The 22,706-nt window shown below is 67.7% G+C and carries 19 protein-coding genes; 10 read left to right on the forward strand and 9 right to left on the reverse strand.

Translation table 11 applies throughout. The features are described from left to right. The first annotated feature begins 30 nt into the window (after positions 1–30). From IB275_RS12470 to IB275_RS12510, 9 genes are all read left to right on the forward strand, one after another. Positions 31–402, forward strand: a complete 372-nt coding sequence (locus IB275_RS12470) for a hypothetical protein (protein WP_045207771.1) — start codon at positions 31–33, stop codon at positions 400–402. A gap of 3 nt (positions 403–405) precedes the next feature. Further along, the gene (locus IB275_RS12475) at positions 406–906 is read left to right on the forward strand and encodes a nuclear transport factor 2 family protein (RefSeq protein WP_405307951.1); all 501 of its coding nucleotides are present in this window, start codon (positions 406–408) and stop codon (positions 904–906) included. After that, a complete protein-coding gene (locus tag IB275_RS12480) occupies positions 903–2,054 on the forward strand; it encodes an amidase (RefSeq protein ID WP_192295229.1) in 1,152 nt (383 codons plus the stop codon). The genes IB275_RS12475 and IB275_RS12480 overlap by 4 nt, the downstream gene beginning before the upstream one ends. A 10-nt stretch (positions 2,055–2,064) precedes the next feature. Then, on the forward strand, positions 2,065–3,348 hold the full coding sequence (locus IB275_RS12485) for an aromatic ring-hydroxylating oxygenase subunit alpha (RefSeq protein ID WP_192295230.1): 1,284 nt from the start codon (positions 2,065–2,067) through the stop codon (positions 3,346–3,348). Beyond that, positions 3,345–3,842, forward strand: a complete 498-nt coding sequence (locus IB275_RS12490; protein WP_192295231.1) for an aromatic-ring-hydroxylating dioxygenase subunit beta — start codon at positions 3,345–3,347, stop codon at positions 3,840–3,842. Before IB275_RS12485 ends, IB275_RS12490 begins: the two co-directional genes overlap by 4 nt. Positions 3,843–3,852: 10 nt before the next feature. Then, positions 3,853–4,593 carry an SDR family NAD(P)-dependent oxidoreductase gene (locus tag IB275_RS12495; RefSeq protein ID WP_192295232.1) on the forward strand — a complete coding sequence of 247 codons (741 nt, stop codon included), beginning with the start codon at positions 3,853–3,855 and terminating at the stop codon, positions 4,591–4,593. A 341-nt stretch (positions 4,594–4,934) separates the two neighbouring features. Beyond that, positions 4,935–5,885 (forward strand): PDR/VanB family oxidoreductase, encoded by a 951-nt coding sequence (locus IB275_RS12500; protein ID WP_192295233.1) that lies wholly within the window; start codon positions 4,935–4,937, stop codon positions 5,883–5,885. Between the two features lie 332 nt (positions 5,886–6,217). Continuing rightward, complete coding sequence (locus IB275_RS12505; protein WP_192295234.1) at positions 6,218–6,922, forward strand: ferric reductase-like transmembrane domain-containing protein; 705 nt, start codon at positions 6,218–6,220, stop codon at positions 6,920–6,922. Further along, positions 6,919–7,290 (forward strand): cytochrome c3 family protein, encoded by a 372-nt coding sequence (locus IB275_RS12510; RefSeq protein ID WP_192295235.1) that lies wholly within the window; start codon positions 6,919–6,921, stop codon positions 7,288–7,290. Before IB275_RS12505 ends, IB275_RS12510 begins: the two co-directional genes overlap by 4 nt. Positions 7,291–7,368: 78 nt before the next feature. Here IB275_RS12510 and IB275_RS12515 read toward each other — a convergent pair whose 3' ends face one another. After that, positions 7,369–8,154 (reverse strand): carbon-nitrogen hydrolase family protein, encoded by a 786-nt coding sequence (locus tag IB275_RS12515; RefSeq protein ID WP_081516817.1) that lies wholly within the window; start codon positions 8,152–8,154, stop codon positions 7,369–7,371. A 102-nt stretch (positions 8,155–8,256) separates the two neighbouring features. Further along, positions 8,257–9,939, reverse strand: a complete 1,683-nt coding sequence (locus IB275_RS12520; RefSeq protein WP_192295236.1) for a flavin monoamine oxidase family protein — start codon at positions 9,937–9,939, stop codon at positions 8,257–8,259. A 215-nt stretch (positions 9,940–10,154) separates the two neighbouring features. Here IB275_RS12520 and IB275_RS12525 point away from each other — a divergent pair, with 215 nt between their 5' ends. Continuing rightward, complete coding sequence (locus IB275_RS12525; protein ID WP_201765472.1) at positions 10,155–10,592, forward strand: Lrp/AsnC family transcriptional regulator; 438 nt, start codon at positions 10,155–10,157, stop codon at positions 10,590–10,592. Positions 10,593–10,668: 76 nt separating this feature from the next. On the opposite strand, the gene lysA is transcribed toward IB275_RS12525, so the two are convergent. From lysA to IB275_RS12560, 7 genes are all read right to left on the reverse strand, one after another. Next, positions 10,669–11,913: a diaminopimelate decarboxylase gene (gene lysA, locus IB275_RS12530; protein WP_192295237.1), complete on the reverse strand. Its 1,245-nt coding sequence runs from the start codon at positions 11,911–11,913 to the stop codon at positions 10,669–10,671. A 79-nt stretch (positions 11,914–11,992) separates the two neighbouring features. Beyond that, positions 11,993–12,928, reverse strand: coding sequence for a LysR family transcriptional regulator (locus tag IB275_RS12535; protein WP_192295238.1), 936 nt, complete (start codon positions 12,926–12,928; stop codon positions 11,993–11,995). Positions 12,929–13,250: 322 nt separating this feature from the next. Then, the gene (locus IB275_RS12540; RefSeq protein WP_192295239.1) at positions 13,251–16,337 is read right to left on the reverse strand and encodes an error-prone DNA polymerase; all 3,087 of its coding nucleotides are present in this window, start codon (positions 16,335–16,337) and stop codon (positions 13,251–13,253) included. Further along, positions 16,334–17,743, reverse strand: a complete 1,410-nt coding sequence (locus tag IB275_RS12545; RefSeq protein WP_192295240.1) for a Y-family DNA polymerase — start codon at positions 17,741–17,743, stop codon at positions 16,334–16,336. The genes IB275_RS12540 and IB275_RS12545 overlap by 4 nt, the downstream gene beginning before the upstream one ends. 2 nt (positions 17,744–17,745) lie before the next feature. Continuing rightward, the gene (gene imuA / locus IB275_RS12550; protein ID WP_192295241.1) at positions 17,746–18,360 is read right to left on the reverse strand and encodes a translesion DNA synthesis-associated protein ImuA; all 615 of its coding nucleotides are present in this window, start codon (positions 18,358–18,360) and stop codon (positions 17,746–17,748) included. A gap of 267 nt (positions 18,361–18,627) precedes the next feature. Beyond that, positions 18,628–20,943, reverse strand: coding sequence for an ATP-dependent DNA helicase (locus tag IB275_RS12555; protein ID WP_192295242.1), 2,316 nt, complete (start codon positions 20,941–20,943; stop codon positions 18,628–18,630). Further along, positions 20,940–22,589, reverse strand: a complete 1,650-nt coding sequence (locus IB275_RS12560) for a VRR-NUC domain-containing protein (RefSeq protein ID WP_192295243.1) — start codon at positions 22,587–22,589, stop codon at positions 20,940–20,942. Before IB275_RS12560 ends, IB275_RS12555 begins: the two co-directional genes overlap by 4 nt. Between the last annotated feature and the right edge of the window lie 117 nt (positions 22,590–22,706).

A 22,706-nucleotide genomic window follows, 5' to 3' on the forward strand; every position in this document is an offset into this window, starting at 1 on the left:
TTTCGAACCATAAAAATTAAGGACCGAGCCATGACCCGTCCCACCACCGAACCCTTGCGCGTACTGTTCTGCATCGGCATCGCCCAGCCGTTCTTCGACCTGCCCACCGGTGAAGGCATCACCGTGTGGAAGGGCTTCTCGCAGATGATGGGCGACCTCGGCGCGTTGCCGGGCATGAACGTGCTCGGCGTGCTGGATGACGACCGCCTGATGGTCGGCCCGTCCACTACCTCGCCCTGGACCGTCTACATCATGGCCGACGTGGACTGCCACCAGACCGTGATCGACGCCTGCAACCTGTTCCGCACCACTCCGGTGGGCGAGTACAGCCTGTGGAAGTACGCCAAGGTCGAGGCGCGCATCGGCCGCCCGCTGACCATTCCCGAAGCCGCGCGGACCTGAGCCATGAGCAGCCTGAGCATGGCCGAGCTGAACCGCCGCTTGGAGACCCTCGAAGGGGAAAGCCAGGTGCGCCGGTTGATGGCCCGCTACATGGACCTCTGCGACGTGCCGCATGCGCCGGTGGCGATGAGCGAGCTGGCCGAGCTGTTCAGCGAGGACGCGGTGTGGGAGGGCATCGGCTCTTCCACGGCGCAGACCTTCGGTCATCACCAGGGCCGCGAGGCGATTGCCGCGTTCGTCTTCGGCTACCTGCCGCCGTCGCCGCACTTCACGCTGAACCTGCACTTCCTCACCAGCGAGTCGATCCGCGTCGACGGTCGCACCGCTCGTGGGCAATGGATCATGCAGCAGCTTTCGACCTACGCCGAGGGGCACACCGAGCTGTTCGGCACGCGCCTGGACATCGATTTCCGCGAGATCGACGGGCGCTGGCAGATCAGTCACTTCCGCACCCAGCGCCTGTCGCAGCGCCTGCTGGGCAGCGCAGAGGAGACCCGTCCATGAGCACTTTCGTCAGCGAGTTCCTCCTCGGCAACGGCGGCAAGCGCGTCGCGGTCAAGGACAGCATCGACATCGCCGGCTACCCGACCCGTTGCGGCACCCGCGCGTTGGCCGATGCCGCGCCAGCCGAGCGCAACGCCTTCGTCGTCGACGCCGTGCTCAACGCCGGCTGGCAGATCGTCGGCAAGACCAACCTTCACGAACTGGCCTTCGGCGTCACCGGCATCAACGACTGGACCGGCACGCCGATCAACCCGATGGCGCCCGACCGCGTGCCGGGCGGCTCGTCCAGCGGTTCCGCGTCTGCCGTGGCGGCCGGGCTGGCGGATATCGCCCTGGGCACTGATACCGGCGGGTCGGTCCGCGTACCGGCGGCCTGCTGTGGCATCGCCGGGCTGAAGCCGACCTTCGGCCGGGTCAGCCGCGACGGCGTGCATCCGGCGCAGAGCAGCCTGGACTGCGTCGGCCCGTTCGCCGCCAACATGGCCGACCTGATCGCCGCCATGCAGGTCATCTGCCCCGGCTTCGGCGAGGTGCGGATGCCGGGCGAGGGTGCCCGCGTGGCCTTCCTCGAAGTGCCATCGGCGCCGCACATCCAGGCTTGCCTGGGTGCCGCCGCCGACCGCGCCGGCTGGCGCCGCAGCCACCTGTTCCTCGGCGAGTTCGAGGCGGCCTTCCAGGCCGGGCTGGTGGTGATCAACCACGAGAACTGGGCCGCTTATGCGGCGCTGACCGGCAAGGGCCTGATCGGCGCCGATGTCGAGCAGCGCCTGCTGCTGGCCAGCCGCACCACCGACGCCGAGCGCGCCGAAGCGGAGAAGGTGCGCGACGGTTTCACCCGCGCCATCGACGCCGCGCTGGAGGACTTCGAAGTCCTGCTGTTGCCGACCATGCCCGACCTGCCGCCGCTGCTCAGCGATGCGCGCAACGGCAAGTCCGTGGCCGGCATGACGCCCCTGGTACGGCCTTTCAACCTGAGCGGACACCCGGCGCTGACCGTGCCGGTGGACCTGGATTGCGGCGGGCTGAAAGTCGGCCTGCAGATCGTCGGCCGCAAGGGCGACGACGAACGTGTGTGTGCCTTCGGCGCGCAACTCGAACACAGCCTGGCTGCCACGCGGCCTGCGCAAAAACATAAGAAATCGGCATGAGGAGATGGGCATGAGCGCTCACGAATACCGGCTGATCGCCCGGTCGCGCAGCGTCGAAGAGCTGGTCGGCGACGACCGCGTCGATGTTTCGCTGTACAACGACCCGCAGCTGTTCGAAGCGGAGATGGACAAGATCTTCTACCGCACCTGGGTGTGGGTCGCCCACGAAAGCGAAGTGCGCGACGCCGGCGACTTCAAGACCACCAGCGTCGGTCGCCGCCCGGTGATCGTGGTGCGCGACAAGAAGGGCACGATCAACGTCCTGGAAAACCGCTGCCGCCACCGCGGCGCCACCGTGTGCGAGAAGCACAAGGGCAACGCCACCGGTTTCACCTGCCCGTACCACAGCTGGTCCTATGCGCTGGACGGCAAGCTGCGCGCGCTGCCGTACCCGGACGGCTACGAGGACATCCTCGACAAGTCCGAGCTGCCGCTGACCAGCCTGCGTGTGGAGAGCTACGCCGGCATGGTGTTCGCCACCTACAACGATGACATCGAGCCGCTCGAAGAATTCCTCGGCGGGGCGAAGCACTGGATGGACCTGTTCATGAAGCAGGGCGCCGGCTACCCGATCAAGACCCAGGGCGAACACAAGTTCACCTTCCGCGGCAACTGGAAGATCCAGCTGGAGAACACCACCGACGGCTACCACTTCCCCATCGTGCACAAGTCGTTCATGTCCTCGGTGGATGAAGAGACCGAAGAGATGCTCTCGTTCATGAGCGACGAGCAGGCGGTGACCCACGCCCTGGGCAACGGCCACAGCGTGATGGTGATGGTTCCCGAGCACGTCGACCTCGACCACGACGACGGCACCGAGCAGCTCCAGGAGCGCTTCGCCCACGTCACCGAGGAACTGTCGAAAACCATGCCGCCGGAACAGGTGCGCCGCATCGTCCGTTCGCTGCACGGCGCCGGCTTCAACCTCAACCTGTTCCCCAACGTGGCCATGTCCATGTCGTTCTTCCGCGTGCTGCGGCCGATCTCCGTCACCGAGACCGAAATTCGCCACGTCGCGCTGGGCATGGACGGCGGCCCGGAAATCGCCAACCGCGAGCGCATGCGCATCCACGAGCACTTCCAGGGCCCGTTCGGCTTCGGCAGCCCGGATGACGCCGAGGCCTGGGACCGCGTGCAGCGTGGGTCCTACGCCGGCGTCGACGCGCCGATCCTGGTCAACCGTGGCCTGAACCGCGAAGTGGTCGCCGAAAACGGCGACAAGGTCTCCCACGCCACCGACGAAGGCGGCATGCGCGAGGCGTACCAGATGTGGAAAAGGATGATGAGCCAATGAGCAACGACACCCTGAACGGCTTCTCCGGCCCGCTGGCCAAGGCCATCGAATTCGTCTGGCGCGAAGCCGAACTGCTGGACCGCAAGGACTACGCACAGTGGTCGCAGCTGTGGAGCGAGGACGGCGTCTACGTGGTGCCGATCGACGGAGAAGACGATGACTTCGCCTCGCGCCTGAACTACGTCTTCGACGACGCGCGCATGCGCGCCCTGCGTATCGAACGCCTCACCGGCGGCCATTCGCCGTCGGCGGTGGACGCGGCGAAGACCGTGCGTACCATCTCGCGCTTTTCCCTGGTGGAAGCGGCGGGTGACCTGGTCGAGGTGAACTCGGCGCAGGTGCTCTACGCCTACAAGCGCGGTGTGGCGACTCCGTTCATTGCCGACCTGAATCACCGCATCCGCCTCAATGACGGCCAGCCGCGACTGGAGCGCAAGGTGATCCGCCTGATCAATGCCGAAGACGCGCTCAACGCGCTCGGCTTCCTGCTCTGAGGGCCGCACCATGCAACGAGTAGCCCTGGTAACCGGCGCCGCACGCGGGCTGGGTGAAGTCATTGCGCGCCGCCTGCACGCTGCCGGCCTGCGCGTGGCGCTGGCCGACCTGAACGAAGAAGCGGTACAGCGACTGGCCGACGAACTCGACCCCGAGGGCCGCACGGCTGTCGGGTTGAAGCTGGACGCGCGAGAGAAAGCCGATTTCGAACGCGCCCGTGACCTGCTTGCCGAGCGCTGGGGTGGCACCGACATCCTGGTGAACAACGCCGGGATGTCGAAGGTGGCCGCGCTCATGGACATCAGCCCGGAGGACTTCGACGCCTCCATGGCGGTGAACCTGCGCGGCACCTTCGTCGCCTGCCAGGTGTTCGGCACGCACTTCGCGGCGCGCGGCTATGGCCGCATCGTCAACATCGCCTCGCTGGCCGGACAGAACGGCGGCACCGCCACCGGCGGCCACTATGCGGCGGCCAAGGGCGGCGTGGCGACCCTGACGAAGGTGTTCGCCCGCGAACTCTCGGGGCAGGGCGTGACCGTCAATGCCATCTCGCCGGGGCCGCTGGACTTGCCGGTGGTCTACGAGAGCGTGGCGCCCGAGCGCCTGGAACTGATCCTCAAGACCATCCCCACCGGCCGCCTGGGCGACGCGACCTTCATCGCCGACAGCGTGCTGCTGCTCTGCGCGGAGAACGCCGGATCGGTGACGGGCGCCTGCTGGGATATCAATGGCGGGTTGTTCATGCGCTGAGGCTTCAGGCTGAGTGATCGGCGGATAACGCTGCGCGTTATCCGCCCTGCGCTCGGTCCTGGCATGGGTGATGGGCTTCAAGCCCCCTCACCCTAACCCTCTCCCGAAGGGAGAGGGGACCGTCCCGTCCGGAGCAGGATGAAACCGCATCGTCAGCCGGCACATTCTGCTCCCTCTCCCTCCGGGAGAGGGCTGGGGTGAGGGCAGCGCCCTTGCTCCGAAACCAATCAATCGGAGAGAGGAAACCTCTCTCCAGAGCAACATCGACAACCCGTCCGCTCGTGAAAAAGAGGCCGGAAAGGGGCCACAGAGCCCGCACTCAACGCCTTGCAGGTAACGCCATGATGAAGGTCAGAATCGAAAGGATCGTCGAGGAAGCGCAGGACATCCGTTCCTTGCGCCTCGTACGTTGTGATGGCCAGCCGTTCGACGCCTACGAGCCGGGCGCCCACGTCGACGTCACCGGCCCCACCGGGGTGACGCGCCAGTATTCGCTGTGCAGCCCGCCGGATGACCGCGCGGCCTATCTGGTAGCGATCAAGAAGGAAGGCGCCTCCCGTGGCGGCTCCAGCGCGCTGCACGAAGTGCGCGAAGGCATGGAGCTGGACATCGGCGCGCCGCGCAACCTGTTCCGCCTGGCGCCCGAAGCGCGCGAGCACGTGCTGTTCGCCGCCGGCATCGGCGTCACGCCGCTGCTGAGCATGGCCTACCGCCTGAACGCCAGGGGCGAGTCCTATCGCCTGCATTACTTCGCCCGTTCGGCCGAGCACGCGGCCTTCGTCGAACTGCTGGCCAGCGAGGCCTTCGCCGGCAAGGTGGAGCTTCACTACGGCGTCGAACCCGCCGACCTCGGCCGCGTGCTGGGCGAGTGCCTGGAGCGTGCGCCGCAACAGGCCCATGTCTACACCTGCGGCCCGGCGCCGTTCATGAACAAGGTGGTGGAGATCGCTGCGCGCAGCCGCCCGGAGGACGCCATCCACCTGGAACACTTCCAGGCCGACCCGGCTGCCAACGCGGCGCCGACCGGTTCCTTCGAAGTGGAACTGGCCAGCTCCGGCGTGGTGCTTCACGTACCGGCGGACTCGACGCTGGTGGACGTGCTGCAGGCCCATGGCTGCGACATCGATACCGAGTGCCGCGAGGGCATCTGCGGCACCTGCATCGTCGAAGTGCTGGAGGGCGAGCCGGAGCACCGCGACAACTGCCTGTCGAACAAGGAAAAGGCCGCCAACAAGCAGATCTGCGCCTGCGTGTCTCGCGCCAGGTCGGCGCGGCTGGTGCTGGACCTGTAAGCCGAACCGCTCTTGTAGGATGGGTGGAGCGCAGCGATACCCATGCTGCTGGTGTGCGGATTGAAGGGTATCGCTGCGCTCCACACCATCCTGCTTGGCGTTTCCTGGCGGGTTACGGAGCCCAGTGTAGGAGCGGGCCATGCCCGCGATCGCGCCCATGGGGCGCTCCTACAGGGTGGCAGTACGATCCCGGCAGATGCCGGCGTCGGTTCGTGAGCAATCTCTCTCCTACAGGGTGTGGCAGAGCCGGCAATTCGTCTGGCAGGGATCGACACGCGCGCCTGGTCGGCGCTTGCTAGCCTCCTGCGACCGTCCCTCGTTCGGAGTCCCCCATGCCTGCGCTGATCGCGCGCCTGGCGCTCGGTTGCCTGCTGCCGGTCGCCGTCCTGCTTGGCCTCGGCGCCATGCCGGGGCTCGGCTATGCCTGGGATTTCGCCAACGCCGCCGGGCTGCTCGGCGCCTGCCTGCTGGGGCTGCTGTTCGTCATCGGTGGTCGCCCGCAACCGCGCCCTCGCTATGAGGGCAAGTTCTTCCTGCGCCTGCACCGTGACCTGGGCTTTGCTGCCGTCGCGTTGCTGCTACTGCACATCGTCGTGCTGCTGATCGATGAGCCGCTGCTGGTCGAGGACCTGCTGCCATCCGCCCCAGGCTACATGCTGGCCGGGCTGGCGTCGGCGATCCTGATGCTGGTGCTGGCGGTTTCCAGCCTGAGCCGCGTCCGCCCGCGCTGGAGCAGCAGCGCCGCTTCGTTCCGCCGCTGGCATTACGGCGGCAGTTTTCTCGCCCTGTCGCTGATGGCTGTCCATGTGCTCGGTGCGGGCTACTACAGCGGCGGAGTCTGGAAGGGCGCCTTGCTGGTGGCGCTGATGCTGGCGGTGGCTGCCTGGCCGCGCCTGCCCAAGCCCGTCAACGGTATCAGCGGTCGCAAGCGCAACACGGCGCAACGCGCCATCTGGATCGCGCTGGCGGCCAGCGGCGCGATCATCGGCCTGTCGGCGCTCTACAGTCTGCTGGCGAATCTGGAGCTGCCGCTGTGAGGCGTATCTGGATCGGACTTGGCGTCACCGCTGCCGTGGCGCTGTCGGCGGGGGCGTGGTTCGCCCACGAGCACTGGCAACGCAGCCGCCCGCTGATGCCGCTGGCGTTCCCCCATGAGCCGCACGCCTCGGTAAACTGCATTACCTGCCACCACGACTACCAGGACCAGTCGCCCTCGGTCTCCGGCAACCGCAGCTGCATCCTCTGCCACAAGCAGAGCCCGGCGCTGGCCGTGCGCATCGAGGCGGATTTCCACCAGCTCTGCCAGAGCTGCCACCTGCAGCGCCTGCAGGCGTTTCACGCCAGCGGACCGGTGCGCAGCTGCCAGGCCTGCCACCGCGATACAACCGGGAAGTCGTACCCGTAGGGCGCATAACGCCGGTGGCGTTATCCGCCCTACGATTGTTCTTGGGCAAAAGAAAGCCCGGCATCAGCCGGGCTTTTTTCAACTGCGATACAGCACCGGCCGCCGCAGGTGTACATAGCTGTACCCCTCGCGCGCCAGGGCTATGCGGTGCGGGTCCAGCTCGGCCACCAGCAACTCCTCGCCTTGCTTGGCCTTGGTCAGCACCTGGCCATCCGGGGCGACGATGCTGCTCAGGCCGCAGTACTCGATTTCGCCCTCGCTGCCGACGTAGTTGGCGTAGGCCAGGAACACCTGGTTCTCGTAGGCGCGGGTCGGCACCAGCACCTGGGCGACGAATTCGTACGGGCGCATGTTCGCAGTGGGCACCAGCACGACATCCGCGCCGGCCAAAGCGAGCGTGCGCACGGCCTCGGGGAATTCCACGTCGAAACAGATCAGCAGGCCGACCTTCCAGCCGTCGAGCTCGAAGATCGCCGGCGGCTCATCGGAGGCGCTGAACTGGCTGCGGTCGAGGTCGCCGTAGAGGTGGGTCTTGCGGTAGTTGGCGCGGCGTTCGCCCTGCCGGTCGATCAGCTGCACGCTGTTGAAGATGGCGTCGCCGTCACGTTCGGGATAGCCGTAGAGGATGCCGAGCTTGTGCTCGCGGGCGATCTCGGCGATGCGCAGGGCCGACGGGCCGTCGCAGCTTTCCGCAAGTTCCGCGACACGCTTCGCGCCGATGTTGTAGCCGGACAGGTACATCTCCGGCAGCACCAGCAGGTCCGCACCGTTCTGCACCGCCTGTTGCGCGGCCTGCTCCAGGCGGCGCAGGTTGCCGGCGACGTCGTCGGGGCCGGGTGGGCACTGGTAGAGGGCGAGGTACATGGTGTTCTCCTTCGAAACGCGCAAGGCCGGGATCAGGCAGTTTGCACCCGATCCCGGCCCCGCGCGAGCCGCTGTTCAGTCAAGGCAGGGGAGTGGCGCGGATCAGTCCGGCAGTTCCATCGGACCCAGTTCGGCGAAGCGGTCGCCGGGGCCGGGGTTTTCCGGATGGGTCGCGCCGCCGAAGTGCTTCATGATGCCCCACACGGCGTTCAGCGAGGTCTGCACCGCGCCTTCCACCCAGGCCGGGGTCCAGGACACATCGTCGCCGGCGATGAAGATGCCGCGCTGCTCGGCGGGCATGTCGTCCTGCATGAAGTGCGCGTACATGCGCTGGTTGTAGCGGTAGTGACCCGGCAGCGCGCCCTTGAAGGCGCCGAGGAAGTGCGGGTCGGCCTCCCAGGACACGGTGATCGGGTTGCCGATGATGTGGCCGGCGATGTCGACCTTCGGGTAGACCTTCTTCAATGCATCCAGCGCAAGCTGCACGCGCTTCTCCACCGGGTGCGGGAGCATCTTCATGGCGTCGCTCATCCAGGAGTAGGACAGGCAGATCACCCCCGGCTTGTCGTCGCCGTTGTCGAACAGGTAGGTGCCGCGGGTGAGGCGGTCGGTGAGGGTCATGCTCATCACGTCGCGGCCGGTCTGCGGGTCCTTGTCCTTCCAGAACGGCCGGTCGACCATCACGAAGGTCTTCGAGGACTGCATGTAGCGGGTGCGGTCCAGGGCCATCCACATCTTCTGCGAGAACAGTGCTTCCTCGCACTCGATCTGGGTGGTCAACAGCCAGGTCTGGCAGGTCGCCAGGACGGCCGCGTAGTGGCGGGTGTCACCCCAGTAGTCGGTGACGGCGAAGGTGCCGTCGGCGGCGCGAGCGATCTTCTTCACGCCCGGACGCGGCGCGCCGTTGTGCAGGCTGGCCAGGGAAGTACCGGCAGGCCAGTGCGCGCATTTCTCCGGCACATGGCTCCAGATGCCGCGCGGCACCTGCTCGACGCCGCCCACCACCAGATGCTGGTGGTCGTCGCAGTTGGTCATCACCACGCGGAAGATTTCCAGCATGGAGTTGGGGAAGTCCGAGTCCCAGCCGCCGGTGCCGAAACCGACCTGGCCGAAGATTTCGCGGTGGCGGTAGGACAGGCGCGAGAAGGCCTTGGAGGTGGCGACGAAGTCGTAGAAGGTGCGGTCGTCCCATTTGGGCACCAGCTCGTCCCACAGGGCTTTCAGCTTGACCGTGTCGCGCTCGCGCAGCGCGTCCTGGACCTCGGAGAAGCGTGCGCCGTCTTCCAGCGCCTCGGCCCAGGCCTGGGCGACTTCGCGGAAGATCTCCGGCAGGTCGGCCATCTTCTCGGCGTAGTGGCTGGTGCCTTCCAGGTCGACCACGGTGCTGCCCGAGGCCGGGGTCAGCGGGTTGGGGAAGGGTTTCGTTTCCAGGCCGAGCTTGTCGACGTAGTGGTAGAAGGCGGTGCTGGAGACCGGGAAGCGCATGCCGCCCAGCTCGGCGATGATGCCGTCGGCGCCTTCGAAGGTTTCCGAACGCAGCCGGCCACCCATCTTCGACGCTTCATAGACCACCGGCTTCAAGCCCATCTTCATCAGCTCGTAGGCCGCCACCAGGCCGGAAATGCCGGCGCCGACGATGGCCACTTCCTGCCCGTGCTTCTCGGCGGGGATGCTGCCCAGGCCGGCGGGGTGCTCGATCCAGTCGTCGAAGGCGAAGGGGAAGTCCGGGCCGAAGATGGTCACCGGTTTCTTGCCGGGGGTGTGGGGGTGGCGGTTCTTGAGCATTGGAGGCTTCCTTTTTATTCGACGTGCCGGCTTGTAGCACCAGCTTGGCAAGGCTTTTCGCGGCCCGCAGGGACCAGTCGATGGATGGCGCGCGGGCAAAGAAATGGCGAGCCGTCTGGGCTCGCCGTGGCGTCCACTATTGCAAAGGCCGTCGTTGAAATGAACCTGACAATCTGCAAGATTGGCGAGAGCTTTCAGGCAGATTGACCAATACCATGAGCAATATGACGAAAAACGCCGACGCAGCCTTGCTGAACCTGCTGCGTGCCAACGCCCGCGAGTCGATCTCGGAGCTGGCACGCAAGCTCGGGGTGTCGCGCTCCACGGTGCAGAGCCGCATCGAAAGGCTGGAGCAGCAGGGCGTCATCACCGGCTATTCGATCAAGGTGTCGGACAGCTACGCGCAGTCACTGGTGCGCGCCCACGTGCTGGTGACGGCGCTGCCCAAGCTGTCACACCAGGTGGTGCAGGCGCTGGAGAAGATTGCCGAAGTGAAGACGCTGCATTCGGTGAGCGGCAACTTCGACATGATCGTGATAGTCGAGGCGCTGTCGATCCGTGACCTGGACGCGGTGCTGGACCGCATCGGCGCACTGGACGGGGTGGAGCGGACGATGTCGTCGATCATTCTGTCGACGCGTATCGATCGGTGAGGGGCGGACGCTTCCGGTAGAGGGCGGGCCACACCCGCGACCCGCCGGCAGGGCCGGCGGATCGTGACGGCGGGAATCAGCCCAGGTCTTCTTCCAGGGCCAGCAGCTCTTCCACGCGCTGGCGGCGGCGGATCAGCTTCGCCTCGGCGCCTTCGAGCAGCACCTCGGCGATCAGCGGGCGGCTGTTGTAGTTGGACGACATGGATGCGCCATAGGCGCCGGTGTCCTCGATCAGCAGCAGGTCGCCGACCTGGGCACGCGGCAGGGCCCGGGGGATGACCACGCCACCGTCGCCCTGGGTGAACACGTCGCCGGACTCGCACAGCGGGCCGGCCACCACGGTGTCGATTACCTCGCGGCTGGCGACGTCGCCGGCCAGTACGCGGATGCCGTGGTAGCTGCCATACATGGACGGGCGCATCAGCTCGTTGAAGCCGGCGTCCACCAGCACGAAGTGGTTGCGGCCGGCGTCCTTGGTGGCGCGCACTTCGCTGAGCAGGCAGCCGGACTGGGCGACCAGGTAGCGGCCCGGTTCGATCTCCAGGTGCAGCGGGTGGCCGACCACGGCTTCGGCGGCCTTGCGCGCCTTGTCCCACAGCTGGAAGTAGTGCGCGGTGTCCACTTCAGGATCGCCGGCGCGGTAGGGGATGGACAGGCCGCCGCCGGCGGAGATGCCGGACAGGTCGTGGCCGGCGTCCTTCACCTGCTGAACCAGACCGAGCATGGCTTCGCCGACCTGAGCCAGGTGGCCGTAGTCGACGCCCGAACCGATGTGCATGTGCAGGCCGACCAGGCGCAGGCCGCGCTCGCCGATCACGTCCAGGGCGGCGCGCAGGTCGCTGTGCCAGATGCCGTGCTTGGAGTGTTCGCCGCCAGTGTTGGTCTTGTTGCTGTGGCCGTGGCCGAAGCCGGGGTTGATGCGCAGCCACACCGGATGACCGGGGGCGACTTCGCCCAGCTGGCGGAGCATGTCGATGGAGCCGGCGTTCACGGGGATGCCGTGCTCGACCACGGTTTCCAGGGTGGTGCGGTCCAGCAGGTCGGCGGTGAAGACGATCTCGGACTCATCCTCGCGGCACGAGTAGCCAGCGGCCAGGGCGCGCAGAAGTTCGCCCTGGGATACCGCATCGACCTTCACCCCCTGTTCGCGCATCAGGCGCAGGATGTGCAGGTTGGAGCAGGCCTTCTGGGCGAAGCGTATGATGTCGAAGCTCTTCAGGCGCTCGATCTGGCCGCGGATGGTGGCTGCGTCGTAGATCCACAGCGGGGTGCCGAATTGCAGGGCGAGCTGTTCGGCACGGGGCAGGGCGAGGAAAGTCATGAATGGGCTCCGAAGGTAGATGGCGCTAGTCTACCGGCCCTTTGCATGGCTGAATAATGCCGCTTGTTATCGGATCAATTCAATTTTGATATAGGGTGCAGCCCACGCCGGCTTCGCGCAGGCGCTGTACCAGCACGCCAGCCTCTGCCTGAAGTGCCGCCACGAAGCGCTCGCGCAGCGGCGTAGCGGGGCGGTACAGCGGTTTCGCCACGCTGACCTGGAACGGCAGCGAGAAGGCCAGCGGGCGCAGCTGGATGCCCTGGTCCCGGAACATCAGCGCGGTGATCGGGTTGACCACGGCCAGGCCCAGGCCGGCGCGGACCATGCTGCACACCGAGACGGCGCTGTGGGTTTCCACCTGCATCTGCCGCTGCACGCCGGCGCCGAGGAACACGGCGTCGATCAGGTGCCGGTAGCGGTCGCTGGTGGCCAGGCTGACGAAGGGCTGGCCGGCGAAATCCTCCGCCTCCAGGCGCTCGCGGGTCAGCAGCGGATGCCCGTCCGGGAGGATGCACACCTCGTCCACTGCCAGTAGCGGTTGCAGCTCGGTGCCGCGCGGGGTGTCGTCGTTCTCGATCAGGCCGATGTCGTGGTGCTGGGCGCTGAGTGCCTCTTCCAGGTGCGGCGACTCCAGCGCCGCCACCTCCAGGCTGATGGCCGGGTTCTCCCGGCTGAAGCGCTTGCAGGCTTCGGGCAGCAGCGCCTGGGTCAGCGCCGGCAGGCAGCCGATGGAGAACTTGCCCTCGGCGAACTGCCCGAGGCTGTCGGCGAAGGCGACGATGCGGTCCAGCCCGGTGAAGGAACGCTCCACCTCCTCGAACAGCATCAGCGCCCGCGCCGTCGGCGCAAGCCGCCCACGCTCGCGCAGGAACAGCTCGAAGCCGACCAGTTGCTCCAGTCTCGCCAACTCGCGGCTGACGGTGGGCTGGCTGGTATGCAGGAACGCCGCCGCGCGGGTGACGCTGCCGGTGGTCATGACCGCGCGGAAGACTTCGATGTGGCGGAGGGTGATCATGCTGGGTCCGATGCTGGAGTGCGGGTCATTGTGGCGTTGTTCGGGGTAGGGCACCAGTGGGGCTGGCGTGGCATGTCAGTGCGGACTTTGTCCGCTTTTCGCGGGTATGGACTAGGCGCCCCCGGTCCTACAGGGGTTGTGCGCGGTCGACTTGCAGGAGCTGGCCATGCCTGCGACAGGCCCAGCACATAAGCATCAGGATGGAGTCATGTAGGGCGAATAACGCCTGAGGCGTTATCCGCCGGCACTGGCGCATAACCCGTTCCGGGTTATGCGCCCTACGTTGCTGAGCGCTCTTCGTAGGCTGAACTCCTGTGCTGGCTCAATGGAAATCCCGACTCCGCACATCCAGCCCCTCCAGTAGCTCACTCAGGTCCGTCAGCCTCCCGGCGATCACATGGCGCACGCCGTCCTTGGCTTCCAGGGTGCCGTCCACCTGCATCAGGCGGGCACTGAGGAAGGGGCGGCGCTGCTGTTCGGCGAGGTCGCGCCAGACGATCACGTTGATCATGCCGAACTCGTCTTCCAGGGTGACGAAGGTGACGCCGCTGGCCGTGCCGGGGCGCTGGCGGCCGACGACCAGGCCGGCGACGCGCACCGGGCGGTCGGCTTCCAGGCTGGCCAGTTCCCTTGAACTGCGGCAGCGACGGGCCTTGAGGGCACCGCGCAGCAGGGTCATGGGGTGCGGGCCGAGGGTGGTGCCAAGGGTCGCGTAGTCGGTGAGCAGGTCTTCGCCGCGGCTGGGCAACGGCAGGCTGACCGGCGCTTCCTCGGTAGCCTGGCCGGCGAACAGCGGCAGCTGCGGCTCGACCCCGGCGATCGCCCAGCGCGCCTTGTGCCGGTGGCCGGCGAGGCCGCGCAGGGCGCCGGCGTCGGCCAGCTGTTCACGGGCGCGGCCGTCGAGATGGGCACGCAGGCAGAGGTCGGCGACATCGGCGAAGGGGCGTTGCTCGCGCGCCCGGGCCACGGCGTTGGCGACGTCCTCACGCAGCCCGCGCACCATGCGCAGGCCGAGGCGGATCGCCGGCTGGCGTTCGGCGATAGGTTCCAGGATGCAGTCCCAGTGGCTGTGGCGCACGTCCACCGGGCGAATCTCCAGGCCGTGGCGGCGGGCGTCCTGCAGCAACTGGTCGGGGCTGTAGAAACCCATGGGCCAGCTGTTGATCAGCGCGCAGGTGAAGGCCGCCGGCTCGTGGCATTTCAACCAGCAGCTGGCGTAGGTGAGCAGGGCGAAGCTGGCGGCGTGGGATTCGGGGAAGCCGTAGCTGCCGAAGCCCTTGATCTGCTCGAAGATGCGGTCGATGTATTCCTGCTTGTAGCCCTTCGCGCCCATGCGTTCGGACAATCTCTGGCGGTGCGGCTCCAGCCCGCCATGGCGTTTCCAGGCAGCCATGGAACGACGCAGTTGGTCGGCTTCTCCGGGCGTGTATTCGGCAGCAACCACCGCCAGCTCCATCACCTGTTCCTGGAACAGCGGCACGCCCAGGGTGCGTTCGAAGATCGGGATCAGCTCTTCGTGCGGGTACTCGACCTTTTCCTCCTTGTTCCGCCGGCGCAGGTAGGGATGGACCATGTCGCCCTGGATCGGGCCGGGACGGACGATGGCCACTTCGATCACCAGGTCGTAGAAGGTTTCGGGCCGCAGCCGCGGCAGCATGGCCATCTGCGCGCGGGACTCGATCTGGAACACGCCCACGGTGTCAGCGCGGCTGATCATTTCGTAGGTCTTCGCGCACTCCTGCGGCAGCGTCGCCAGGGTCCACTGCTGGCCACGATAGCCGGCGACCAGGTTGAAGCAGCGGCGCAGGGCGCTGAGCATGCCGAGGGCGAGGACGTCGACCTTGAGCAGGCCGACGGCGTCGAGGTCGTCCTTGTCCCACTGGATCAGGGTGCGCTCGGGCATCGCCGCATTCTCCACCGGCACCAGGGTTTCCAGTGGCTGCTGGGAAATGACGAAGCCGCCGGGGTGCTGCGACAGGTGCCGGGGGAAGCCGATCAGTTGCCCGGTCAGGGCCAGCACGCGGCGCAGGATCGGGCTTTCCGGGTCGAAGCCAGCCTCCAGCAGGCGTTCGGGCGGCGGCGCCTCGCGGCTCCAGGCGCCACAGCAGTCGGCCAGCGCGCCGACCTGGTCCGGTGGCAGGCCCAGCGCCTTGGCCACGTCGCGCACCGCGCCGGCGCCGCGGTAGGTACTGGCCACGGCGGTGAGCGCGGCACGGCTGCGGCCGTAGCGCTGGAACACGTACTGGATGACTTCCTCGCGGCGGTCGTGTTCGAAGTCGACGTCGATGTCTGGCGGCTCGTTGCGCTCGCGGGAGATGAAGCGTTCGAACAGCAGCCTGGCCTTGGACGGGTCCAGCTCGGTGATACCGAGGGCGAAGCAGACCACCGAGTTGGCCGCCGAGCCGCGCCCCTGGCAGAGGATGCTCTGGCGACGGGCGAAGGCGACTATGTCGTGGACGGTGAGGAAGTAGCTGTCGTAGCCCAGCTCGGCGATCAGCTCCAGCTCGTATTCCACCTGCGCGCGCGCCTTCTCGGTCTCGCCGTCCGGCCAGCGGCGCCGGATGCCTTCCTCGGTCTTCTCGCGCAGCCAGGAGGTGGGCGTATGGCCTTCGGGTACCAGTTCGCGCGGGTACTGGTACTTCAGATCGCTCAAGTCGAAGGTGCAGCGCCCGGCGATCTTCAATGTCTCCGCCAGCAGTTCGGCCGGGTAGATCGACGCCAGCGTCTCCCTCGGCCGCAGATGGCGTTCGCCATTGGGATAGAGGTGCTGGCCGGCCTCGTGCACCGGCAGGTGCTGGCGGATGGCGGTCATGCAGTCCTGCAGGGCGCGGCGGCCACGGGCGTGCATGTGCACGTCACCGCAGGCCACGGCGGGAATCTCCAGGCGTGCGGCCTGTTCCTGCAGGCGCCGCAGCTTGCCGGCGTCGTCCGGGCCCTTGTGCAGCTCGACGCCCAGCCACAGGCGCTCGGGGAAAAGCCCGCGCAGCCAGCGGCCGTCGTCGTCCTGCTCGTCTCGCGGCAGCCAGATCGCCAGCAGGTGGTCGAGGTTGCCGTCGAAGTCCGTGCGTACCAGGCGGTAACTGCCTTTCTCGGCGCGGCGGCGGGCGTGGGTGAGCAGGCGGCAGAGGTTCTCGTAGCCGGCCAGGTTCTCCGCCAGCAGCACCAGCTTCGGGCCTTGCTCGATGCTCAGTTCGCTGCCGGTGATCAGCGCGATCTCGTGTTTCTTCGCCGCCTGCCAGGCGCGGACGATGCCGGCCAGGCTGCATTCGTCGGTGATCGCCAGTGCCCGGTAGCCGAGCTTCTTCGCCCGCTCGAAGAGCTCGGCGGCGCTGGAGGCGCCGCGCTGGAAGCTGAAGTTGGACAGGCAGTGCAGCTCGGCGTAGCCGATGCTTTCACTTTCCGCACTCATGCGAACCAGCCGTGCAGCAGCAGCGGGCCGTCGTCGCCCACCGGGCGGAACACCCAGGCGTGCTGACCGCTGCGGGTGCGCACCTGGTAGTAGTCGCGGCGGATGTCCTCGCCGTCCCACCAGCCGGATTCGATGCGCTCGGGGCCGGCCAGCAGGGCCGGGGCGAACTCGCGCAGCGGCTGGGGCTCGGCCAGGAGCCAGCCGGGGCGCGGGGCCTCGATGATGGCTTGCAGCGGCGTCGGGCTGCCATGCCAGGCGCGCTCCGGGCGATGGTCGGCGCGGCCACCGAGGCTATGCACAGAGTCGTCGCCCAGGCGTGCGCGCAGGCGTTCGCGCAGCTGTTCCCAGGGCAGCGATTGTTGCGGGCGGTCGTCGAACAGCTCGCGGTGCTGCGGCACGAAGGCCGGCAGGTCGTCGGCCAGCAGCCGCACGCTGTGCACCGGGGCGCGCAGTTGCAGTTGCTCCAGGCGGCCACGGGTCAGCTCGAAGAGCATCGTCGCCTCGCGTTCGGCGCTGAGCAGTCCGACCGGCATCAGCGTGTCGCTGCCTTCGTGGTGCTCCAGATGGAGGACGAAACGCTGCACGCCGCTGTCGCGTCCGGCGAGGAAGGCGGCGAGATCGGCGGTCAGGCGGCGCAGCGGGAACAGCAGCGCCTGGGTGGACTCCACGTCGAAGTTCAGCTCGATACGCGACTCAAAACAGTCCGGCGGCCGGTAGAACTCCAGGGCCAGCGGGCGCTGGCCGAGCAGGGTGTCGACCTGTCGCAGCAGCTGTGGCGGGAAGCGCCGGGCCAGGCTTTCGCGCGGCAGGGCGAGCAGTTGCTGCAGGCTGCGCAGGCCCATGCGCCCCAGCGAGGTGGCGGCGTCGCGCCCCAGGCCCAGGCGCTCCAGCGGCATCCTGCCCAGGTACTGGCGCAGCTGCTGGTTGTCGTGGATCGCCAGGCCGTCGTGGCCGTTGGCGAGGATGCGCGCAGCGGCCGGGTTGGGCGCGGCGGTGATGCGGTGGCGGAAGCCCAGCCCGTTCAACTCCTCGCGCAGGCGTGCCTCGAAGCGCGGCCAGGGGCCGAACAATTGCAGGCTGGACTGCACCTCCAGCAGCAGTGCGCGCGGGTAGTGCTGGCTGACCTGCGAGCTGAAGCCATAGGCCCAGGCGGCCAGCAGGTTCTGCCAGCGCTGCACCTCGCCCAGGTCGTACTCGGCGGTGGCGAAGTCGCGGCTCAAGGCCTGGGCGGCGGTGAGCGATTGGCCGGGCTTGAGCCCCAGCGCCAGCGCGGCTGGATTCACCGCCTGCAGCACGCGGCGCTGGGTCGGCCCGGCGAGCAGCGCCAGGGCGGCGTCCGGCTCGGGACGGCCGCGCAGCACGCCGTCCATTGCCAGCTGAGGCAGGAGAATGCAGGCCCAGAGCATGGTCAGTGCCAGGGCAGCGGGATGGGCCGCGCCGGCGCCAGGCCACCCCGGCACTTGAGCACGCGCAGCTGCGTCGGATTGGCGTCCAGCGCCAGGCGCAACGCGGCGGGCGACGGATTGACCGCTTCGCGCTGCGGGCGGTAGGCGATGGCCAGGGTCTGCCCGGTTTCGGCGGCCACCTGCAGGCGGCGCAGGGCACGGTCATCGGCCTGCTGCGGCCAGCACAGCACAGCACCACAGCTTCCCGAGCGCAGGCACTGTTCGGCGGCCCAGAGCGCATCGCGACCGCTCGCCTGGATGATGGCGAGCTGCTCCAGCGCGACGCCGGCGGCCTGCCAGGCGGCCGGGTAGGGGATGTGGGGTGGTGCGACCAGCACGATGCGCTCGCCTGCTGCACTGAGTCGCGCGAGCGTCGGCCAGACCAGTTGCAGTTCGCCAGTGCCTTCGGCAGCCAGGAGGATTTCGCTGAGCGCCGCTTCCGGCCAGCCACCGCTGGGCAGGGCGGCGTCCAGCTCCGCATGGCCGGTGGGCTGCTGGCTGGGCGGCAGGCCTTGCGGTTGGCCCTTCCAGACCTGCCGCTGGTGGAACAGGGTATCGAGTGCGACGACGCTACCCATCACGGCCTCCCAGCCGGCGAACGGCGACGGTCATGCGCCCGGCGGCAGGACCGGGGGAGGGAGATGAGGTGAAGGGGCATGGGATGACTCGAATAATACTGTATGTATATACAGTTTATCCGGTGGGAAGGCGCCGTCAATGGCGGTTGGACTGACGGACGTTGGGACTCACTGTAGGAGCGGGCCCTGACCGCGACCAGAGTTTCCGCTCGCACCTGCATCACGGCGGAGCACGGACGTAGGAAGGGAGGAGCACCACCCAACGGCTTACAGCAGCAGATACCCCTGCGGCGCCTTGAATCGCGGCGGATCGGCGATGAACTTCAGCCGCTCCGGCTTCCACCACCCCGGCAGCAACCGCCGCACCGCTGGCTGGTTGAAGCGGTCGTCGAGCAGGTAGATCACCCCCGAATCCGTCGGCGTGCGGATTACCCGGCCCGCCGCCTGGACGACCTTCTGCAAGCCGGGGAACAGGTAGGTGTAGTCGTAGCCGTCGCCGAACATCCCCTGCATGCGCTGCTTGATCTCTTCGTTGACCTCGTTGACCTGCGGCAGCCCCAGCGTGGCGATGAAGGCGCCGATCAGGCGCTCGCCCGGCAGGTCGATACCCTCGCCGAAAGCGCCGCCGAGCACGGCGAAACCGATGCCGCGCGAGCCAGTGGTGAAGCGGTCGAGGAAGGCCTGGCGCTCCAGTTCGTTCATGCTGCGCGACTGTGCCCAGTGCGGGATGTCCGGGTGCTCGGCGGTGAAGCGGTCCAGCGCCTGTTGCAGGTAGGCGTAGCTGCTGAAGAAGGCCAGGTAATTGCCGGGACGGGCACGGAACTGCCGCGCCATCAGGGTGCTGATCGGCGTGAGGCTGGCCTCGCGGTGCTGGTAGCGGGTGGACAGGTTGCTCAGCGCGTGGACTTCCAGCTGTTCGGCGTGGAAGGGTGACTCCACTTCGCGCCAGCCGGTGTCTTCGGGCAGGCCGAGCAGGTCGGCGTAGTAGTGGGCCGGGGTCAGGGTGGCGGAGAACAGCGTGGTGCTGTGGGCCACCTTGAAGCGCTCGGCGAGGAAGGGCGCCGGCACCACGTTGCGCAGGCACAGGGTCGAGAGTGCGCGGCGCGCGCTGACGTCGTGGCGGGTGATGTCGAACAGCGAGTGCGGTCCGTAGGCCTCGGCCAGCCGGCAGAACAGCATGGCGTTGAGATAGAAGCTCAACAGCTCGGCCTCGTTGCCGGTGGGCTGGTCGGTGAGGTGGTCCGTGATGGCGCTGACGGCCTTCTGCAACGCGGCGATGAACAGGTCGGGGATGGTCGGGTAGATCTGGTAATCGACGTCCTGGTCCTGGTGCAGCTGGTTCCAGTGCCGGCCGACGCGCTCCAGCGCACTTTTCAGCTTGGCCGGGGCGACCTTGCGCAGGGCGTTGAACTCGCCCTGATCCAGCTCGGCGCTGTACATGCCTCGCCCGCGTTCGATGAGGTTGTGCGCCTCGTCCACCAGCAGGGTGACCTTCCAGTCGTTGAGCACGGTGAGGCCGTAGAGCAGGGCGGTCATGTCGAAGTAGTAGTTGTAGTCGCCCACCACCACGTCGGACCAGCGGCACAGCTCCTGGCTCAGGTAGTACGGGCAGACCTGGTGCTCCAGTGCCACCGTGCGCACCGCCTCCTGGGTCAGCCAGCACTGCTTGAGCGCGGCCTCACGGGCGGCGGGCAGGCGGTCGTAGAACCCCTTGGCCAGCGGGCAGGATTCGCCGTGGCAGGCCTTGTCCGGGTGCTCGCAGGCCTTGTCGCGGGCGACGTGTTCGAGCACTCGCAGCGGCTGGGCGGCCTCCTGCTGACGCAGAGTCGCCAGGGCGTCCAGCGCCAGGCGCCGGCCGGGGGTCTTGGCGGTGAGGAAGAACAGGCGGTCCAGCTGCTGGCCGGGGAAGGCCTTGAGCTGCGGGAACAGCGTGCCGAGGGTCTTGCCGATGCCGGTGGTTGCCTGCGCCATCAGCGTCTGGCCGTCGCGGGCGGCGCGGTACACCGACTCGGCAAGCATGCGCTGGCCCTGGCGGAAATCGGCGTAGGGGAAGCGCAGCGTCTCCAACCCCTGGTCGCGCTCGACGCGGTGGGCACTTTCCTGCTCGGCCCATTGCACGAAGCGCTGGCATTGCAGCTCGAAGAAGGCGCGCAGCTCGGCGGCGGCGAAACGCTCGCGGAACTCGGTTTCCTTCTGGGTGACGACGTTGAAGTAGACGACGGCGAGATCGATGGCGTCGATCTCCAGGGTCTGGCACAGCAGCCAGCCATATACCTTCACCTGCGCCCAGTGCAGCAGCCGGTGGTTCTGCGGGATGCGCGTGACGTCGCCGCGGTGGGTCTTGATCTCTTCCAGCAGGTTTTCGTTCGGGTCGTAGCCGTCGGCGCGGCCGCTGACCACCAGCCCCGGGTATTCGCCGCGCAGCGGCAGTTCGGCGATGTAGCCCAGGCCACGCCGAGAGACCACCGTGGCGTGGCCGGCCATGCCTTCCTGGGCGGTGGGGGCGGGGGTGAAGCGCAGGTCGAGGTCACCTTCCTTGGCGGTGAATTCGCAGAGCGCGCGTACGGCGATGGCGTAGCTCATTCGACCTCGCCCGCCTCGCCCTGCCAGCGCACGTAGCAGACCTCCACCGGCATGCCGTGCTCGGCGCAGAAGGCCAGCCAGCGCTTCTGGTTGTCCTGCAGGCGGTCACCGGGGCCTTTCACCTCGATCATCCGGTAGCGCGCCTGGGCGGGCCAGAACTGGATCAGGTCGGGCATGCCGGCGCGGTTGGCCTTCGGGTCGGCCAGCAGGCGCTCGAACCACAGCTTCAGGTGCGCCGCCGGCAGGCAGTGCAGGGCCTGCTCCAGCAGGTTTTCGTCGAGCAGCTCCCAGTGTACGAAGGGCGAGAGGATGCCGGACTTGGCAACATAGGTTTCGCGGACGGCTGCGAGATAGGCGTCGCTATCCAGCAATGCCAGGCGTGTGGCGAAGGCTTCCGCGCGGCGGCTGACGAAGTCGCTGCGGTTGAGATCGCTGGGCCCGACCTGGAAGGGGTGGAAGAAGGCGCCGGGCAGCGGGGCGAAGATCACGTCCCAGCAGAGCAGGCCGAACAGGCTGCAGATCAGCGCGTTCTCCACGTAGTACACCGGCGCTTCGTCCTCGTGAAGCACGGCCTGCACGGCGAATTCGACGTTGACGTCCGGGCGCGGCAGCTCCAGGTCGATGCGCAGCGGCGGCGCGGCCTTGGCGGTTTTTTCCTTTGGCAGCCCGAGCTGGCGGACCAGCCGGGTCAGCGCACGCTCGACCAACTGCAGCTCGCCGTCGCTTTCCGGCACGGCCAGGGCGGTTTGCACCAGCGCGTGGGCTTCCTCGAAGCGTTGCAGACGTTCCAGCACGCGAATCTGCCGCTGTCGCGAGCCCCCGGCGGCGGTGCGTTGGTAAAGCGCCAGGGCGGCGTCCAGCTCACCTTCGCGCTCCAGCTGGTAGGCCATGCGGTACAGCAGGCGGTCGTGGCGGGCTTGCAGATAGCTGTTGTCGCTGTGGAAGTCACCCAGTTCGGCCAGCAGCTCGGCGATGGGTTCGCCGGTTTCGAAGCGCACCGCGCCGTTCCACAGGTGGATGTAGGCCTCAAGGTCATCGCGGCGGCGGAAGGCTCGGGAGTCGGCAGTGAAAGGGACGGTTTCGTAACGGAAGATGCCGAGGTCGGCAAGGACGAATTCGGACCAGTCCTGCTGCAGGTTGCCGAAGAACAGCAGACGCAGGCGATCGCACAACGGCGTTGCCATCAGCGTGTAGAGGTGGTCGAGCTCCGGGTACCAGCCGGCGAAGGGTTGTACCTGCTCGTGGTAGGCGTGCAGGTGCTCGTAGAGCTCGGCCTTCTTCAGCGCGCCGCGCGGCAGGTCAGCGCGGAAGCGCGCGAGCAGTTCGTCCTTGAGCAGCAGTGGCAGCAACTCTTCCAGCGCGAGAGGGTAGGCATCGTCCAGCCAGCCCAGTTCCAGCAGCGGCGCGGCGGCGCTGGGGATGTCGCCGATCTCCGCGTAGCTCAGCTTGCCGGCGCGAAAGTGCGGCCCCTTGCGCATCACCAGCCGCACCAGCAGCGCCCGCGACGGCAGCGGCAGCGCGCGGAAATCGGCGATGAACCGGGCTTCCTCGGCGTCAAGCAGGTCGGCGTAGCGTTCGTCGATCCAGTCGAGGGCGCGGTGGAAGTTGGTCAGGTAGTAGAGGCTGGGGTCGAGCGGCGCGGACATCGGTTGGCACTGGTTTTACATACAGTGGCAAGGATGGCGTGATGGGGGCCTGGCCGCAAGGGTTGGCACGGCCTTTCATCGGGATATGTCCGACATCGGCCGAGGGACGCTTTTGTA

The sequence above is a fragment of the Pseudomonas sp. PDM21 genome, assembly GCF_014852505.2.
In the GTDB taxonomy this organism is placed as follows: Bacteria; Pseudomonadota; Gammaproteobacteria; order Pseudomonadales; family Pseudomonadaceae; genus Pseudomonas.

What these genes read in the sequence shown, in the direction of transcription:
- IB275_RS12480 (WP_192295229.1), top strand. Translation starts at nt 903, where the DNA reads ATGAGCACTTTCGTCAGCGAGTTCCTCCTCGGCAACGGCGGCAAGCGC.
- IB275_RS12545 (WP_192295240.1), bottom strand. Translation starts at nt 17,743, where the DNA reads ATGCTCTGGGCCTGCATTCTCCTGCCTCAGCTGGCAATGGACGGCGTG.
- IB275_RS12475 (WP_405307951.1), top strand. Translation starts at nt 406, where the DNA reads ATGAGCAGCCTGAGCATGGCCGAGCTGAACCGCCGCTTGGAGACCCTC.
- IB275_RS12490 (WP_192295231.1), top strand. Translation starts at nt 3,345, where the DNA reads ATGAGCAACGACACCCTGAACGGCTTCTCCGGCCCGCTGGCCAAGGCC.
- IB275_RS12485 (WP_192295230.1), top strand. Translation starts at nt 2,065, where the DNA reads ATGAGCGCTCACGAATACCGGCTGATCGCCCGGTCGCGCAGCGTCGAA.
- IB275_RS12520 (WP_192295236.1), bottom strand. Translation starts at nt 9,939, where the DNA reads ATGCTCAAGAACCGCCACCCCCACACCCCCGGCAAGAAACCGGTGACC.
- IB275_RS12535 (WP_192295238.1), bottom strand. Translation starts at nt 12,928, where the DNA reads ATGATCACCCTCCGCCACATCGAAGTCTTCCGCGCGGTCATGACCACC.
- IB275_RS12555 (WP_192295242.1), bottom strand. Translation starts at nt 20,943, where the DNA reads ATGAGCTACGCCATCGCCGTACGCGCGCTCTGCGAATTCACCGCCAAG.
- IB275_RS12470 (WP_045207771.1), top strand. Translation starts at nt 31, where the DNA reads ATGACCCGTCCCACCACCGAACCCTTGCGCGTACTGTTCTGCATCGGC.
- IB275_RS12505 (WP_192295234.1), top strand. Translation starts at nt 6,218, where the DNA reads ATGCCTGCGCTGATCGCGCGCCTGGCGCTCGGTTGCCTGCTGCCGGTC.
- lysA (WP_192295237.1), bottom strand. Translation starts at nt 11,913, where the DNA reads ATGACTTTCCTCGCCCTGCCCCGTGCCGAACAGCTCGCCCTGCAATTC.
- IB275_RS12560 (WP_192295243.1), bottom strand. Translation starts at nt 22,589, where the DNA reads ATGTCCGCGCCGCTCGACCCCAGCCTCTACTACCTGACCAACTTCCAC.
- IB275_RS12515 (WP_081516817.1), bottom strand. Translation starts at nt 8,154, where the DNA reads ATGTACCTCGCCCTCTACCAGTGCCCACCCGGCCCCGACGACGTCGCC.
- IB275_RS12540 (WP_192295239.1), bottom strand. Translation starts at nt 16,337, where the DNA reads ATGAGTGCGGAAAGTGAAAGCATCGGCTACGCCGAGCTGCACTGCCTG.
- IB275_RS12525 (WP_201765472.1), top strand. Translation starts at nt 10,155, where the DNA reads ATGAGCAATATGACGAAAAACGCCGACGCAGCCTTGCTGAACCTGCTG.
- IB275_RS12500 (WP_192295233.1), top strand. Translation starts at nt 4,935, where the DNA reads ATGATGAAGGTCAGAATCGAAAGGATCGTCGAGGAAGCGCAGGACATC.
- imuA (WP_192295241.1), bottom strand. Translation starts at nt 18,360, where the DNA reads ATGGGTAGCGTCGTCGCACTCGATACCCTGTTCCACCAGCGGCAGGTC.
- IB275_RS12495 (WP_192295232.1), top strand. Translation starts at nt 3,853, where the DNA reads ATGCAACGAGTAGCCCTGGTAACCGGCGCCGCACGCGGGCTGGGTGAA.